The sequence below is a fragment of the Acinetobacter sp. SWAC5 genome (genome assembly GCF_003419885.1).
Classification (GTDB): domain Bacteria; phylum Pseudomonadota; class Gammaproteobacteria; order Pseudomonadales; family Moraxellaceae; genus Acinetobacter; species Acinetobacter cumulans.
This window is the reverse complement of sequence record NZ_QUWR01000036.1, coordinates 1-14355: the sequence shown is the minus strand read 5'-3', so window position 1 is coordinate 14355 and position 14355 is coordinate 1. Positions and strand designations below refer to the sequence as shown.

At 45.2% G+C, this 14355-nt stretch carries 16 protein-coding genes and 3 pseudogenes; 7 read left to right on the top strand and 12 right to left on the bottom strand.

What is annotated here, in order from left to right; translation table 11 throughout:
- The first annotated feature begins 187 nt into the window (after window positions 1–187).
- The gene (locus DYI81_RS16695) at window positions 188–607 is read left to right on the top strand and encodes an SMI1/KNR4 family protein (protein ID WP_001180106.1); all 420 of its coding nucleotides are present in this window, start codon (window positions 188–190) and stop codon (window positions 605–607) included.
- Window positions 608–686: 79 nt separating this feature from the next.
- On the opposite strand, the gene DYI81_RS16690 is transcribed toward DYI81_RS16695, so the two are convergent.
- Window positions 687–968, bottom strand: coding sequence for an addiction module antidote protein (locus DYI81_RS16690; protein ID WP_000985609.1), 282 nt, complete (start codon window positions 966–968; stop codon window positions 687–689).
- A complete protein-coding gene (locus tag DYI81_RS16685) occupies window positions 969–1271 on the bottom strand; it encodes a type II toxin-antitoxin system RelE/ParE family toxin (RefSeq protein WP_000286964.1) in 303 nt (100 codons plus the stop codon). It lies immediately after the preceding gene.
- Window positions 1272–1419: 148 nt separating this feature from the next.
- Here DYI81_RS16685 and DYI81_RS16680 point away from each other — a divergent pair, with 148 nt between their 5' ends.
- Window positions 1420–1950 (top strand): hypothetical protein, encoded by a 531-nt coding sequence (locus DYI81_RS16680; RefSeq protein ID WP_000172759.1) that lies wholly within the window; start codon window positions 1420–1422, stop codon window positions 1948–1950.
- Between the two features lie 88 nt (window positions 1951–2038).
- Here the strand turns inward: DYI81_RS16680 and DYI81_RS16675 are convergent, their stop codons facing one another.
- The 3 genes from DYI81_RS16675 to DYI81_RS16665 form a co-directional block, all read right to left on the bottom strand.
- Window positions 2039–2353 (bottom strand): BrnA antitoxin family protein, encoded by a 315-nt coding sequence (locus tag DYI81_RS16675; RefSeq protein WP_004728120.1) that lies wholly within the window; start codon window positions 2351–2353, stop codon window positions 2039–2041.
- Entirely contained in the window at window positions 2340–2627 is a 288-nt protein-coding gene (locus DYI81_RS16670; RefSeq protein ID WP_000438825.1) for a BrnT family toxin, read from the bottom strand. Before DYI81_RS16670 ends, DYI81_RS16675 begins: the two co-directional genes overlap by 14 nt.
- Window positions 2628–2873: 246 nt before the next feature.
- Window positions 2874–3206, bottom strand: a complete 333-nt coding sequence (locus DYI81_RS16665; protein WP_117008139.1) for a MerR family DNA-binding protein — start codon at window positions 3204–3206, stop codon at window positions 2874–2876.
- Window positions 3207–3231: 25 nt separating this feature from the next.
- Here DYI81_RS16665 and DYI81_RS16660 point away from each other — a divergent pair, with 25 nt between their 5' ends.
- From DYI81_RS16660 to DYI81_RS16645, 4 genes and pseudogenes are all read left to right on the top strand, one after another.
- Entirely contained in the window at window positions 3232–3615 is a 384-nt protein-coding gene (locus DYI81_RS16660; RefSeq protein ID WP_001055589.1) for a transposase, read from the top strand.
- Window positions 3612–3947, top strand: coding sequence for an IS66 family insertion sequence element accessory protein TnpB (tnpB, locus tag DYI81_RS16655; RefSeq protein ID WP_000618091.1), 336 nt, complete (start codon window positions 3612–3614; stop codon window positions 3945–3947). The genes DYI81_RS16660 and tnpB overlap by 4 nt, the downstream gene beginning before the upstream one ends.
- Before the next feature lie 74 nt (window positions 3948–4021).
- Complete coding sequence (locus DYI81_RS16650; protein WP_001094417.1) at window positions 4022–5668, top strand: IS66-like element ISAba16 family transposase; 1647 nt, start codon at window positions 4022–4024, stop codon at window positions 5666–5668.
- Window positions 5669–5698: 30 nt separating this feature from the next.
- Window positions 5699–5863, top strand: a pseudogene (locus DYI81_RS16645) (integrase core domain-containing protein); the annotation flags it as partial.
- 39 nt (window positions 5864–5902) lie between these two features.
- Here the strand turns inward: DYI81_RS16645 and DYI81_RS18275 are convergent.
- From DYI81_RS18275 to DYI81_RS16620, 4 genes and pseudogenes are all read right to left on the bottom strand, one after another.
- Window positions 5903–6889, bottom strand: a pseudogene (locus tag DYI81_RS18275) (site-specific integrase); the annotation flags it as partial.
- Between the two features lie 1113 nt (window positions 6890–8002).
- Window positions 8003–9374, bottom strand: a pseudogene (locus DYI81_RS16630) (IS1182-like element ISCfr1 family transposase).
- A 114-nt stretch (window positions 9375–9488) separates the two neighbouring features.
- On the bottom strand, window positions 9489–10625 hold the full coding sequence (locus DYI81_RS16625) for a DUF3883 domain-containing protein (protein ID WP_000080860.1): 1137 nt from the start codon (window positions 10623–10625) through the stop codon (window positions 9489–9491).
- 50 nt (window positions 10626–10675) lie between these two features.
- Complete coding sequence (locus DYI81_RS16620; RefSeq protein ID WP_000248278.1) at window positions 10676–10903, bottom strand: hypothetical protein; 228 nt, start codon at window positions 10901–10903, stop codon at window positions 10676–10678.
- 23 nt (window positions 10904–10926) lie between these two features.
- On the opposite strand from DYI81_RS16620, the gene DYI81_RS16615 reads away from it, so the two are divergent.
- Window positions 10927–11118, top strand: coding sequence for a hypothetical protein (locus DYI81_RS16615; RefSeq protein WP_000951934.1), 192 nt, complete (start codon window positions 10927–10929; stop codon window positions 11116–11118).
- Window positions 11119–11599: 481 nt separating this feature from the next.
- Here DYI81_RS16615 and DYI81_RS16610 read toward each other — a convergent pair whose 3' ends face one another.
- The 3 genes from DYI81_RS16610 to DYI81_RS16600 all read right to left on the bottom strand — a co-directional run bounded on the left by DYI81_RS16610 (window position 11600) and on the right by DYI81_RS16600 (window position 14267).
- Complete coding sequence (locus DYI81_RS16610; RefSeq protein WP_000587837.1) at window positions 11600–12142, bottom strand: AAA family ATPase; 543 nt, start codon at window positions 12140–12142, stop codon at window positions 11600–11602.
- A gap of 12 nt (window positions 12143–12154) precedes the next feature.
- A complete protein-coding gene (gene aac(3)-IId, locus DYI81_RS16605) occupies window positions 12155–13015 on the bottom strand; it encodes an aminoglycoside N-acetyltransferase AAC(3)-IId (RefSeq protein ID WP_000557454.1) in 861 nt (286 codons plus the stop codon).
- 107 nt (window positions 13016–13122) lie between these two features.
- Window positions 13123–14267, bottom strand: a protein-coding gene (locus DYI81_RS16600; protein ID WP_240627449.1) for an IS3 family transposase whose coding sequence is annotated in 2 segments (ribosomal slippage) — window positions 13123–14015 and window positions 14015–14267 — 1146 coding nt in all. Because the reading frame shifts where the segments join, the coding sequence is not laid out codon by codon here.
- Window positions 14268–14355 lie beyond the last annotated feature (88 nt).

The following is a 14355-nucleotide window of genomic DNA, read 5'->3' as shown; positions in this document are numbered from 1 at the left end:
CTTTGTCAGACATAGTGATCAGCATCTATATTTATATCCAGTCCATGGTGATAAAAACCATCATAAACTAGACATTTTTATTGGTGAGAATATAGACACTTTAAATGGGTTCTAACAATCTCGTTTCGCATAACAGCCATTATGTTAAATTGTAGTAAGAACTTTAATGCGATAGAGCAGAATGTATATGCAAAATAAGCTTGATAACATTATTCAAGAATTAAAAGAACTATCTGGGAATAGTCGTCTAAACATAGAACTACCTGATGATATTTTCATATCTGCTTATGAACGAAAAATAGGTTTTATTTTTCCAAAAGATTATAAAAAAGTTTTGAAAGAGATTAGCAATATCTTTTATGGAACAATTGAATTAGCGTCTCTTACAGATGAGAAAGAATGCTATCGAGGGCTATCTCAGATATTAAATGATGCTAGGGAGCAAGGTCTGCCAGAAGATTGGCTACCTATTTGTGAAGATAATGGTAGTTATTATTGCCTATCTCCTAATCATAAAATTAGATATTGGACAGCAGATGGATATAGCGATGAGCAGTGGGAAGATTTAGCAGATTGGATCAAGCAAGTTTGGATAGATGGAAATTAAGAATTTCTAAAATTAACATAATACACCTTATACGAAATTAAAAAATGGAGCCTAAAGCTCCATTTTTTAATAACTTTTTTTAAATTGCTAAGCGTAAATTCAGTGCTTTTACAACTTTAATCACAGTATCAAAACTAGGGTTAACATCACCAGAAAGTGCTTTATAAAGACTTTCTCGGCCTAAGCCTGTATCTCGTGATAATTGAGCCATTCCTTTAGCTTTTGCAATGTTACCTAAAGCCTTTGCAATGAATGCGGCATCGCCATTAGATTCTTCAATACATGCTTGTAAGTAAGCCTGCATATCATCCTCTGTTTTAAGATGCTCAGCACTGTCCCATTTGCGAAGTTTAATAGCCATTTATAGCTCCTCCTCTAAATCTTGTGCCAATTGCAGGGCAAGTTTTATATCTTTACTTTGCGTAGACTTATCTCCGCCTGCTAAAAGAATAACAACCCTTTGCCCTTGCTTGCAGTAATAAATCCTATAGCCTGGCCCAAAGAAGAAACGTAATTCAGAAACACCTTCACCGACCGGCTCAGTATCTCCAAAGTTTCCATCTTCAACCCGATCAATTCGGACTTGTATGCGTCTTTTTGCCTGCTGGTCTTTTAACTTGGTGAACCAGTCATCAAAGACTTCAGTGGTATATATTGAGTACATAAGTAGAATGTATCCTATAGGATACATTTATGCAAGAAATAAACTTGATATTTGGGGCTCGAAACGGTGAATTTCGTATAACCGCCATTATGTTAAGTTAATCAAAATTCTTAATGCACCAAAACCTAAAAATTTAAATGGAGTAAAAATGACTTTAAAGGGGTTAGATATTCAAGAAGATTGTATCAAAGCTATTTCTAATGAATCTTTAATATTTGATATTAAGAATAAAGAGTTTTTAGAGGATATAGAAAATCTTTTATTACAGTATTTTCAAAATTTTAGTAATGATTTAAATGGAATTGAGTTTGATAATTTTTCTGTGGAGTTTTGGTTCGATGCAGGACAATTGATTATTTATCCTGAAAAAGATTTATTAGATCGTAAACCCTTTGAATCTGAATATGATTTAGATAGATTAGACCCTTATTTTTATCTAGTTTGTGAAGAATATAGGATATATTTTGATGACTTAATATCTCGAAAAGTAAGCGATCAAGTATCTGAAAAAGAAGCTATTTCTAAAACTAATGACGTAATTGATTGTGTAAGCAAAGCTATAAAAAATATAAATGATGAAAACAATCTTTTAAAGATGTTAGGCAGGCCTAAATTAGAAATAAGATATTTCGGTGTAACGAAAGAAGAACTTTTAGCAAAAGAAATTCTCGTGAAATGAAGTAGATATTTTTGTCGTATTAAGGAAAACTAAAATTAACATAATGGGCGTTATGCGAAGTCAAAAATGGGAGCTTAAGCTCCCATTTTTATTGATGATTTTTTAATTCTTTCAGCATAGCATCCCGTAAAATTTCATTCATTCGTGTTTGATAACCTTTGCCTTGTGCTTTGAACCAAGCAAGTACATCAGCATCTAACCGAATTGAAGTTTGTTGCTTCACTGGGCGGTAAAATTGATTTTGGCGTACAGCACTGCTCCAATCGGTAATTTCAGGAATATCTGATAGATCTAGCTGATCATCAGGAACCGTGCCTTTAGCAAGCAAGCGTTGAATTTCAGCATCTTGCTTCTCACCAAATTTCTCATTCAGCTCTTTGCGTGAGTATCTAACCATGCTCATATTTGTTTCGCTCCGCTTTAGTCACTTGCCTTGCACTAATGATTCGTATGATTTCACAGTCATCTTCATCAAAAATGGTGTGAGCCACCAATAACATTAGTACGCCTTTAACTCGTCCAATGGTTTGCCAACGTTCTTCACCATCGGTATGTCTGTCTTGGATTGAGATCCGTAATGGATCTTCAAAAACAAGGCTTGCAGTTTCGAAAGAGATATCATGCTTTTTCTGATTCTTTCGATTCTTAGCCTCATCCCATTCAAAATACTGTTCCATAAAAAACATTCAAATTTGTATATACAATAATGTATCACAAAATTGTATAACTCAAGTTGAGAAGCGTAATTTTTAGTCAAATTTATTGGCAAGAACTATCAAAACTGCTCATAAAAAAGCCGACTTGTTTCCAAGTCGGCTTTTGAACATCATCGAGCAAATAATTTATATCATAAGTTTTTGATTTTTATATTTTTCAATTTGTGCATTTCGTATAACGCCCATTATGTTAAATTGAGGGGAATTTCAGCTATTCATTTCTAATTTTTTGATGATATAACAGTTCTCAATTTTACGATTATCCCCACAAAGATTTTCTAAGTCATCTAATTGTTTCTTGAAGGAGGTTAATTGCTTAATTCTATTATCTAATTCTTTTGTATGTTTTTTTATAAGGTTATTTACTTTAGTACAATTTTGATTAGGAGTTTCTAACTCCTCACATAGAGACTCTATATCTTTAATAGAGATACCTAAACTTCTACAATTTAATATAAAACTTAATTTATCTAATGAACGTAAGCATCCGGCTAACACAGCCTTACCAAGCGATCCTATAAGCCTTAATTTAGTTCCCACCTAAAAACAAGTGGGGACTTAATCCATGAACATGGATATATATTCAGCAACACCTCCTGTTGCTAAAAAACGCAGAACATACAGCAAAGAATTCAAACTCAGTATTGTCAATGCCTGTAAAAATCCTAATACCTCGATCGCTTCGGTCGCACTGCAACATAGTATTAATGCCAACCTTGTCAGTCGTTGGATCAGGATCTTCAGCCATCATGAGGGTGCCGTGCAGGATCCTACTCATGTGAATCCAGCATTTATTGCTTTGCCTTACACTGCTGCAATCAGCCAACCTATTGATGAGAGGATCACGTTGTGTATCACCGTGCCTCATACGAATAATGATATTCAGCTAAAATGGCAGACATCAGAAATACCTGCCTTGGCAGAATTACTCAAGGCACTTGCAACATGATCCGCATTGATGAAATCTGGTTGTCTACTCAGCCCATGGACATGCGTGCAGGTATGGATACGACCATGGCTCAGGTGGTGAGAGCCTTTGGCTACATCAAACCGCATTGTGCTTACCTGTTCTGTAATAAACGTGGCCATCGCATGAAAGTACTGGTACATGATGGACTGGGCATCTGGCTGTGTGCCCGGCGGCTGGAACAGGGCAAATTTCACTGGGCTCAAGTTCACCAAGGTGAAACCGTGGCCCTCAGCCCGGAACAGTTACAGGCACTGATCCAAGGTTTGCCCTGGCAGCGCATTGGACGACAGCAGGTGGTGACGATGCTTTAAACCAGGCTGTTCCATTCTGCTATTCTCCAAACGTTCTATTTCATTCTTCTCATGACCTCAGGCATACTGCGGTCATGAATACGCTGCCTGACTTAAGCCAACTGACCCATGAACAACTGCTGGAATTCACCAGACAGTTGGCGATGCAGCATCAGTCTCTAGCACAATCAAATCAAGAATTAGAAAAATCAAACCAGCAATTGGATGCCAAAGTTCAACATCTTGAAGTCACCAATCAGCAATTAGATTCTAAAGTTCAACATCTTTCTATTCTCAATCAAAAATACGAGCATGAACTCGCACTATTTAAACAGCACAAATTCGGCAGTAAAAACGAACATCTCACTGCAAAACAAATCCACCTGTGGGATGAAGCGGTTGAAGAAGATATTGCTGCGGTTGATCTAGAACTGGAACGGCTAAATGCAGATAAAACCGATGCAGCGACACAGAAAGCCAAAACCAATAAACCTAAACGTCGACCACTGCCAGATCATCTACACACCATCCGTATTGAGCATGAACCTGCATCAACCCAATGCGCTTGTGGCTGCCAACTCCGTCGTATCGGCGAAGATGTCAGTGAAAAACTGCATTTCAGACCGGCACAGTTCTATAAGGAACAGCATGTGCGTGGTAAATGGGTCTGTGATCAGTGTGACACCCTGACTCAGCAAGCGATGCCCGCCTATGTGATTGATAAAGGCATTGCTTCACCTGAACTGCTCAGCCATGTTTTGGTATCGAAATATGCCGATCATTTGCCGCTGTACCGTCAACGTCTGATCTATCAGCGGGCGGGAATCGAACTTTCTAGATCAACTTTATCTGACTGGATAGGTCGCTGCGGTGTAGAACTGGAACCTCTAGCCAATGCCTTAAAAGAGGTGGTACTACAACAGCAGGTGCTGCATGCAGATGAAACACCGGTCACCATCATGCGGATGGGTGAGAATGATAAAAAACCGAAGAAAGGTTATGTCTGGGCCTATGCCACTACACAGTACAATCCAGTTCAGGCGGTGATCTATGACTTTCAGGATAGTCGTTCAGGCCAGCATGCTGCAGAGTTCTTGAAAGGCTGGCAGGGTTATCTAGTCTGTGATGATTACAGTGGTTATAAAGCACGCTTTAAATCAGGCCAGGTCATTGAGGTGGGCTGCATGGCCCATGCACGTCGTAAATTCCATGAACTGCATGTAACTGGGAAAAGTCAGGTCGCTGAACAGGCATTAGTGCTGATTCAGAAACTGTATGCGATAGAAGCAGAGCTCAGGAAAAAGACCGATGGTACAGCGGAAGACCGCCGCGAATACCGACAACAGCATAGTCAACCAGTGATGCAACAACTATATGAATGGCTCAACCAACATCATCTGACAGTGCCATCGAGTTCTCCCACCGCCAAGGCCATCAATTACACTCTGAAGCGTTGGCCAGCTTTAAGCCGCTATCTGGATGATGGCAATCTACCTATTTGCAATAATTGGGTCGAGAATCAGATGCGTCCCTGGGCGTTGGGGCGCAAGAACTGGCTGTTTGCAGGTTCGCTGCGCAGTGGTCAGCGAGCGGCAAACATCATGACGTTAATCCAGTCAGCAAAGCTGAATGGCTTGGATCCGTATGCCTATTTAAGTGATGTGCTGAAAAGGCTGCCGACACATAAAGTGACCCAGATTGAAGAGTTACTGCCACACTGCTGGAAACCTAAATCGAATTAAAATTGGTATGGGATTCAGCGGACGCTTACGTATATTGAACGTTATAATCGGACTATACGTTATAGCTGGCTAAGCAAGCATCTATTTGACACACTGGAAGAAGTACAAGATTATGCAACAAACTGGTTGTGGCATTACAACCATGAAAGACCACATCAAGCTAACAAAGGAAAGCCACCTCTAAGGGCTGCTTAACCTCTACTTTTAACTTCGGTTATTTATGGGAGGATTACCATAACTTAAAGCAGAATAGGGAGGCTTTAAGGATGTAAATAAGATATGTGAAGGAATTTCTTTTCGGATTTCATTTATATAGATTTGAAGAATTCTGTAGTCTCGTTCCTGCAGTTTAATTACTCGGTACGAATATTCATTTTTGATTTTTGGCTTTTTTGATCGATCATCGAACTCATCATCTGTATTTGTAATAATTAAACTAAAACTATGATTCTGAATTGATTTTTTAATAGAGTTGGTTGTTAGTAGCATAAGCTCACCAATTCTAAGACCATAGTTGAGCATGAGATGTATGATCAGAAAGTTTCTGAGTTGTACATTTTTAGATCTAAAAGGATTTAATTCATTGTATTTATTAGAGTTACTTGGTGAAATGACTGAATACAATCCTTTAATCATTTCCTGATTCATGCTCTTAAAATTATGATTTATCTCACTTTTAATTGTCTTATTGGCTTTTGAAAAATTATTTATAATTTTTTTCTTTATTGTCATATATTTATTCAAGTTTTCTTTAATTTTTTGAATTTCCTTCAACGTAAGTTGTGGCTGTGATTGCATGCTTAAGTATTCATTAATCAAGAAGTTGTAAAACTTTAAGAAGGATCTAACTCTATGACCAATTGTTGTGTAATTAATATGTTCTGAATTGCTTAGCCGTATAAGATTACTTTCAAGTTTTTTATTATTTTCTAAGTAAACAATGAAATTATCAATTTCACATTGAATGATCTCAAAATTATAGGATGTCGAATAGAACGACTCACAAAAGGACGTGGCAAACTTTTCAAACCAAAATTCATACCAAAATTTTATTGCGATTAAATCTGCATGCTGCGTAGAGATACTTTGAAATCTAAGAAATTTCATGGTGTACAGCATAGGGTACATACATGGACAGAATGAATCTAAATCAAATAAAAGAATAATTTGATTTTCGTTTGAGACTTTCTTTTCTAAATGAATTGTTTTTAAAGCAAACATAGTAAAGTTTATGAATTATTCTTAAGGTCAACATATCATATTTTATGATTGAAATAGAAATTAGTTAAGTTATTGAATCTTAGTTCAAGAAAGAAAAATATGAAGTTATTGTTAGGTGTATCGGAATTGTCATAATTAAAATTCTCAAAGGAGTAAAAAAGGCACTACCCCACAATTTTTTTCTCTCAAAATGTCATTCACTGTCATTTTTTAGTGGCAAGTACCAGGTGCAATTCTTTTTACGGTGTATTACACCGTAGATGTTTTGAGTGAGCTTAGCTGGCACCGTAAAAGTTTTGATCGACAAAATATCCAAAGTCAACTGGACTGTTAATCCATTTGCTAAACAAAACGTGAAACAGCAAATTATTGTAGTCTATATATTTTTCATAATTGTTCACGATACCTAAGTTCAGCAAGTTTTTTTCAAACTCAATGCGTTCAATGGGTTCTGATTTCACAAATGCATGGATGGATGCTTTGATTGTGGGAGGAAAATAAAGTGTCATCCTAACTACAGGACCCTGCAACGTAGCAATTCCTGCAAAAATCCATTTAAAACAATGACTTATTTCAATTCTGCCATCTGCAAGCGTTTTGTGGGGATGGAGGCCGGAATCATTAAAGTATCATCCTAATTTTCGCTCAACCTTGGAAAATGCTGAGAATCGTAAAAATAAAGTTTCATCCTTTCCGCTACTAGTTCAAGGCTTTCTTCCGGCCGCCGGCAACAACGCTGCTTGGCTGAGGCGATCCACTTGCGCTACCGCTCACTGATCAGATCGAACTTGAACTCGACGAGCAGCCAACCATCAGGCCGAGCGTGATCGCCAAAAAAAACGGATCATGCGAAATCCTTCGTTGAGTTTGGCGCGGGTTTTAGCAAATCAGCTGGCCCGCGATCCGGTTGAGAGTGATCCGAAGCGGTCCTTGACGACCGGCACAAATCGGCCGATTCTGTTGAAAAAGTAGCTTTAGCGGCAGCCTGCCGATCAGGTGTGCCTGCTGTCGAAGTGGCTGCAAGCCACTTCAAGTTGCCTTCCGGCGTTTCACTGAGCGTCCTTGCTCAGGTTTAAGGGTTAATTTGAGGGTTTCTGCTCGTAGCAGGCATACCTATCCCGTCAGCGGTGGCCCTTGAGGCAAAAGCTTGGCCATGCGGCGCAGGTTCTGCACCATCGCAGCCAAGGTGAATTCGTCAGTGGCACCCGTTAGGCCACGCAGTCGTAAACGGTCGAGTTTCATGATCCGTTTGAGGTGGGCGAAAAGCATCTCCACCTTCTTTCGTTCGCAGCGAGAGACGAGGTACTCCGGTGTCTTGGCGATGCGTCGAGCCACGTCGCGGGCAGCCTCATGGATGCTGCGGACGATCTTCCGATTCGGCGTGTTGGGGCAGCATTTCGCTTTCAACGGGCAGGTGGCGCAGTCGGTTTGGCTGGAGCGGTAAATGACGGTTTTGGCCTTAGTTACCCGCGACCTTTGCTGGGTGAAGGCGCGCCATTCACTGCGTAGCGGTTTGCCGGCTGGGCAGCGATATTCATTGGCGTCCTGACTCCAGTGAAAGTCGTTACTGGAGAGGCTGTCGTCCTTGCGCTCGGTCTTGTCCCACACCGGCACATGCGGTTCGATGTCCTTTTCTTCGACCATCCAGGCCAGCATCGGGGCGGTGCCATAAGCGGTATCGCCGATAAGGCGTTCCGGTGTGAGATCGAACTGCGCCTCGACACGCTCGACCATCGTCCTAGTCGAATCGACTTCGGCGGTACGGTGCGCCGGGGTAGCTTCCACGTCCATGATCACACCGTGCTCAGTGTCGATCAGGTAATTCGTGGAGTAGGCAAAAAAGGCCGGGCCACCTGGCGCTGCTGTCCAACGGGACTGAGGATCAGTGAGCGAAATTTTCTTGGGAAGAGCCTCAGCCAGCGCCTCTTCATCAAGGGCTTCGAGGTACTCGCGCACTGCGCGGCTGCTGAGCTTTGGATCGTTCCAATCGACCTCATCTCCCGCCACCCCACGTTGCCGGCTGGCATCCGCCTTAATGATGCTGGCGTCGACGGCGAAACCTTCACCCTTGACTAGGCCGGCTGCCATGCAGCGCCGCAGCACCTCATTGAATAACCAGCGGAATAGATCGCTGTCACGAAAACGCCCATGGCGATTCTTCGAGAAGGTCGAGTGATTGGGGACTTCGTCTTCCAGACCCAACCGGCAGAACCAGCGATAGGCCAGGTTCAGGTGCACCTCTTCGCACAATCGCCGCTCGGAACGAATGCCATAGCAAGTAGCCGACGACCAGCATGCGCACCATCAACTCCGGGTCAATCGAGGGACGCCCGATGGGGCTATAGAAATCTGCCAGGTAGGCACGTAGATCACTGAGATCCAAGCACTGGTCGATGCTGCGCAGGAGATGTTGGGCCGGGACGTGATCTTCCAGATTGAACGAGTAGAACAGGCGCTGCTGTCCTCCCGGTAACTGTCCCATCATGCTGTTCGCCCCCACGCTCGCTGACAAAGCAATTTTGCCAACGGCATGGGGAGGCCGCTACTTTTTCAACAGAATCGGCCGCACACAGCCATTCGGCTCAACAGAACCCTGCCTTTACCCCACCAAACTCCGGAAACTCGCCCGGTAGTCCGTCGGCTTGAGATGCACATGTTGGCTGAGGTCGCCGGGTAGCGTGAACAGGCGCGGACCGTCCCGAAACTGGAACACGCGATACAGATGGAATTGATCGCCCGCCTCCTTGGAGAATTCGAGTTCGTTGTGGCTGACCAAGAAAGACGAGCCTACCCCGCCATTGGTGGTTTTCACCTCGATGAAGCGCTCATGGGCGTCCTCTTCGAACGACAGGATGTCGAACCCCGCACCGTCTCCCTGGGTGTCGGACACCCAATCCAGCCGCTGAAAAAGCTCTGGGTGGCCGAGCTCGGTCAGGCGTTGCTGTTCGTAGCCAATCACCCACTGCTCCCCTGCCCGGCCCAGCTTGCGGTTGGCTTCATCGCGAGCGGCATAATCGAACTTTCGCGGTAGGCGTTGCCGTAGAGATGCCGGGGTACGCACAAGCACTTCACGGGCGGGTGGTTCTACCAAAGCCGCTCGGTAGGTTTTGTCACCCGGAAGTTTTACCTCCTCCAGGGCATCGACAAGAGCGCCGACCGTCTGCTGATGTTCCAGAACGTAGGCGTGTACGGATTTACGCAGCAGCAGTTGGCTGTTGCCGCGTGGCTTGTAGCCGTTGATATAGGGCAGGCCCAGGGCATCGAGTACGGCGCTAATGTTCTGGTGCTTGAGCTCGACTGAAGACTTGCTGCGACCGTTCAGCAGTTGGCGCAGTGCCTGGTTGTGCTCGGACTTGTTGTACGGCTCCCCAGCCGCCTCGGCACGCAGCATGTCGAAATAGTCTTCGACCGTGGCCAGGACCTCTTCTTCGGACCAGTCTTCGCCGATGCGAATGATGCGAAACCCGAGCCGCGTCAGCGCCGGAACGACGGTCGCCTCGCCACCGGAGAAGCTGTCAGCAGTGAGCGGGCCCTGCTCGGGAAATTGCTTGCCGAAGGCCACACCGGCGATGGCCTTGGAATCGCAATCGGTGCCGGTCTTCGGATCACGTACCAGGAAGTCGCGGGACTTGCCGTAGCCGTGGCGCGCCAGGAATTTCGTGCGGCCCAGTTGCACGAACTCATCGATGGCAGCCTGCACGGCGGCGGGGCTTCGAAGCTGGGAGAGTTGAGACACAGGGTCCTTCCTTACTGTCATGGTGTGCCGGGAACCGCCGAGCCACGAGATTATGAGTAGCCCCTGAACAGAAACGTCACGATAAAAGCCGTGAACGCCACCAGGCCCATTAAATCCCTTGCGTATTTGCAGCCCGTGCTGTCCAAACCTGTACCAGGTCCGATCAACACGCTCCAACCATTGAGGTACGAAAACACCGCCTGACCGAACAAAAAATGCGTGATAGCCGCCGCAGCCATGACGCCGGAATCGTCAGACAGGCTGTAGCTGTTGACCATTGCCCTGTACGCCTGCATCTGAAATGGCTATTGCCCTGATGGGAGCCGGCTTTTCAGCCACCGACACCAGCGATGCCGTCAATATTCTTTACCCGATAACCATGACCGTACAAGCTAACAAGGCCTGGCAAGCCAGCGGACTTAAAAAGTCTTTTTTTCTACCATCCCACAAAAAAGTTCGTGGTGGAGAAAAGATAAGCTATGCAAGGCTTTAGGAGACGTGGTTTTTCAGGATGACGAAGAACGATTCGGCGCTAGGTGCAACATAGGTGCATCGCACGAGCGCTAGGAACGGCGAAAAAAGGCGGACGTGGCGAAATCGGTAGACGCAGCAGACTTTAAAATTGGAGTGCCCGCGGGGAAATCCGCGGAGTAGAACCGCTCAAAGTCGGGGAACGCTAACGGGCAATACCCTAAGCCAATCCCGAGCCAAGCCCCTTCGGGGGAAGGTGTAGAGACTGGACGGGCGGCGCCTAAAGCCTTCGGGCAATGGCGAAGGGACAGTCCAGACCACGAACGTCATCAGACGGCGGCGAAAGTCGAGGTGGTACGAAAATCTGCTTCTCTGTGAGAGTACGGGTTCGAGTCCCGTCGTCCGCACCACAAAGCCAAACATCCCTGCGATGATCGACCTCTGGGCGTTTGGTCGTGAGCCCGCCACCCTCGCGCTACGCTTTGCGCAGGCGTCGAAGGCGATCAGGTGCGCCCATCGATTCCGTCGAGCACCATCGCTGCGAGTTCATCGCTGGTGTGTGCACCACTATCGAGAACACGGGTTGTGCATGGAAGCCGTTCCCTTGCGGCCAAGCATCGGGCGACATTCGCTAATCGCCACTCTCGAATCTCCGCATTTCGATTCGGGTCAGGATGCATGGTCTGGTTCGCGATCCGGTGACGCAATAGGTCCTCGTTGAGCGTCAGAAAGATGTGCAGCAGCTGATCGTCGATCCGCCTTACCCCGTCGAGTATCTCAGTCAGATAGTCCGGGTGCACGAGCGTCATTGGGATGATGATGTCCTGCGAGTAATTCCTTCGAATCTCCCTGACCGCCGCGATCGTAAGTCCCCTCCACAAGGGGAGATCCTGATAGTCTCCGCTCGCTGGCATGGGGACCGTTTCTTTCACCACGAACCCGATTTCCTCGGGGTCAAAGATCAGCGATTTGGAACGCCGATCGCGCAGCCGCTTAGCGAGCGTCGTCTTTCCGGCGCCGAAAGGTCCGTTGATCCAGATTATCATTGTCGACGGCCTCTAACCTGAAGGCTCGCAAGAGCGCTCGACGGCCTCGTGCGGAGGCACGATCGGAGTGGTTCCGAAATGCTTCTCAAGATAGGTGACGCCGAACGTCACGATGTCCTGCGCGTCGAACAGGTAGCACTGAGCAAAGCCCACGACACCTTCTCGATGGCGACCGAGCTTCACGTAAGCATTTGCTATAGTTTCAACCGCATCCGGCTTTCCTTCGATAGCAAAGCAATCGAGAATGCCGTTTGAATCGTAATCCGATGCCGTTTTCCAGGCGACTTCACCGTCTCTTCCAAGCATCGGCATCTCATACGTCACCCACCGTTTGTTGGGGATATCGGCAACCGCCTCGGCGTAGTGCAATGCGGTAACGGAGTTTAGCGGCGCACCCAACAGCAGGGCCTTCCCGCCAAGGCGAACGAACCGCTCGACGGGCGATCCTTCCCCCAAGGCGTGACCGAGTTCGTGAGGCTCCGTCAGCGTTTCAGCCAGCGGACCAACCGCGACCATCGATGCATCGGGGTGCGCGCTGCGCCGCGCGCCGGGGGCTTGAACCAGAAATTGATTCAGCAGGCCGAACCCACGGTAAGTCCCGGCTGTTGCGGGATCGAACGGCAGCCAGGTACGGCGGGCTTCGTCATCCAGCCGAGCGCCATTCAGAGTCTCCTCGTAGGGTGATCGGTCCCACGACGCGTATCCCATCACAGTGCCAGTCGGCCCAACCGCGGAGCGTAACGCGGCAACGACCGTCTCCGCTCCTCCTTCGACCGGACCAATCGCTTTAAGTGAGGCATGCACCATCAAGAGGTCACCGGTTTGGACTCCGAGTTTTTGAAGCGCCTCCGTTATTGCCTTCCGCGTATGCATCGCGATATCTCCTCTAAACTGCAAAACACTATACCTATCGAGATATAGAGGTGGTCCCACTTGTTTGAACAACTAAAAGCGTATTTATAAGTGATATTCTGCTCTAGTTAAGCTACCTTATTTTGTTGTGGTAGCTGGTCATAGTAAAACTCATCTGGAGTCATTTTGTCCAGACTCGAATGAGGTCGTTTCAAATTATAAAATTCAAAATATGCACTCAATTGCTTTTTCGCATCGGTAACACTGCTATAAGCTTTGAGATACACCTCTTCATATTTAACGCTTCTCCATAACCGTTCAACCATCACATTATCAATCCATCGACCTTTACCATCCATACTGATTTGAATGCCATTTGATTTCAATACATCAATAAATGCATCAATAAATGCATCACTGGTGAACTGACTGCCCTGGTCTGTATTAAATATTTCAGGTGATCCATATTTTTCAATCGCTTCATTTAAAGCCGAAATACAAAAATCCACCTCCATACTAATCGATACCCTATGCGCAAGTACCTTGCGGCTATGCCAATCAATCACAGCACATAAATAAACAAAGCCTTTTGCCATAGGGATATACGTTATATCCGTACACCACACTTGATTACTGCGCTGAATAGCCAATCCTTTGAGCAGATATGGATATTTACGGTGAGCTTGATTGGCCTGACTTAGATTTGGTTTACGATATAACGCATTAATGCCCATTTTCTTCATTAAAGTACGTGTATGACGTCGTCCTATATGATGTCCTTGACGATTCAATAAATCACGCATCATACGGCTACCTGCAAAAGGGTATTGCATATGTAACTCATCCATACAGCTCATCAGCTTCAGATCTGATTCACTCACAGGTTTTGGGCGATAGTAATAACAACCACGGGAGACTTTCAGCAGCTTAGCTTGCTTAGATACTGAAATCTGAAGTGAGTCATCGATTAACTTTTGTGGTTGAAGCGGCCCAGTTTCTTCAACACACCTTCTAAAAAATCAATTTCTAATGCCTGCTCACCGATTTTTGCATGTAGTTTTTTTAGATCGATGGGTGGTTCTGTTGGAGCTTTTGATTGATCGAAAGCTTGCGAGGAAGCTGAGATCAATTGATTTTTCCAGTCAATAATTTGGTTTTGATGAACATCAAACTCAGCACTCAATTCAGCAAGTGTTTTTTCTGCTTTAATCGCAGCAAGTGCTACCTTAGCTTTAAAATCATTTGAATGATTTCTTCTTGGTCTACGTGCCATAAAATACTCCATATATTGATGTTTATAACATCATTTGAGGAGCAGAATATCACTTATAGGAGTTGTTCAAATTTACGGATCCATCTCT

Excerpts from the sequence above, each read along its gene's own strand:
- DYI81_RS16670 (WP_000438825.1), bottom strand. The coding sequence starts at position 2,627 with ATGGAACAGTATTTTGAATGGGATGAGGCTAAGAATCGAAAGAATCAG.
- DYI81_RS16610 (WP_000587837.1), bottom strand. The coding sequence starts at position 12,142 with ATGATAATCTGGATCAACGGACCTTTCGGCGCCGGAAAGACGACGCTC.
- DYI81_RS16650 (WP_001094417.1), top strand. The coding sequence starts at position 4,022 with ATGAATACGCTGCCTGACTTAAGCCAACTGACCCATGAACAACTGCTG.
- DYI81_RS16620 (WP_000248278.1), bottom strand. The coding sequence starts at position 10,903 with ATGGTCAACAGCTACAGCCTGTCTGACGATTCCGGCGTCATGGCTGCG.
- DYI81_RS16660 (WP_001055589.1), top strand. The coding sequence starts at position 3,232 with ATGAACATGGATATATATTCAGCAACACCTCCTGTTGCTAAAAAACGC.
- DYI81_RS16680 (WP_000172759.1), top strand. The coding sequence starts at position 1,420 with ATGACTTTAAAGGGGTTAGATATTCAAGAAGATTGTATCAAAGCTATT.
- DYI81_RS16690 (WP_000985609.1), bottom strand. The coding sequence starts at position 968 with ATGGCTATTAAACTTCGCAAATGGGACAGTGCTGAGCATCTTAAAACA.
- DYI81_RS16615 (WP_000951934.1), top strand. The coding sequence starts at position 10,927 with ATGGCTATTGCCCTGATGGGAGCCGGCTTTTCAGCCACCGACACCAGC.
- tnpB (WP_000618091.1), top strand. The coding sequence starts at position 3,612 with ATGATCCGCATTGATGAAATCTGGTTGTCTACTCAGCCCATGGACATG.
- DYI81_RS16685 (WP_000286964.1), bottom strand. The coding sequence starts at position 1,271 with ATGTACTCAATATATACCACTGAAGTCTTTGATGACTGGTTCACCAAG.
- DYI81_RS16695 (WP_001180106.1), top strand. The coding sequence starts at position 188 with ATGCAAAATAAGCTTGATAACATTATTCAAGAATTAAAAGAACTATCT.
- DYI81_RS16675 (WP_004728120.1), bottom strand. The coding sequence starts at position 2,353 with ATGAGCATGGTTAGATACTCACGCAAAGAGCTGAATGAGAAATTTGGT.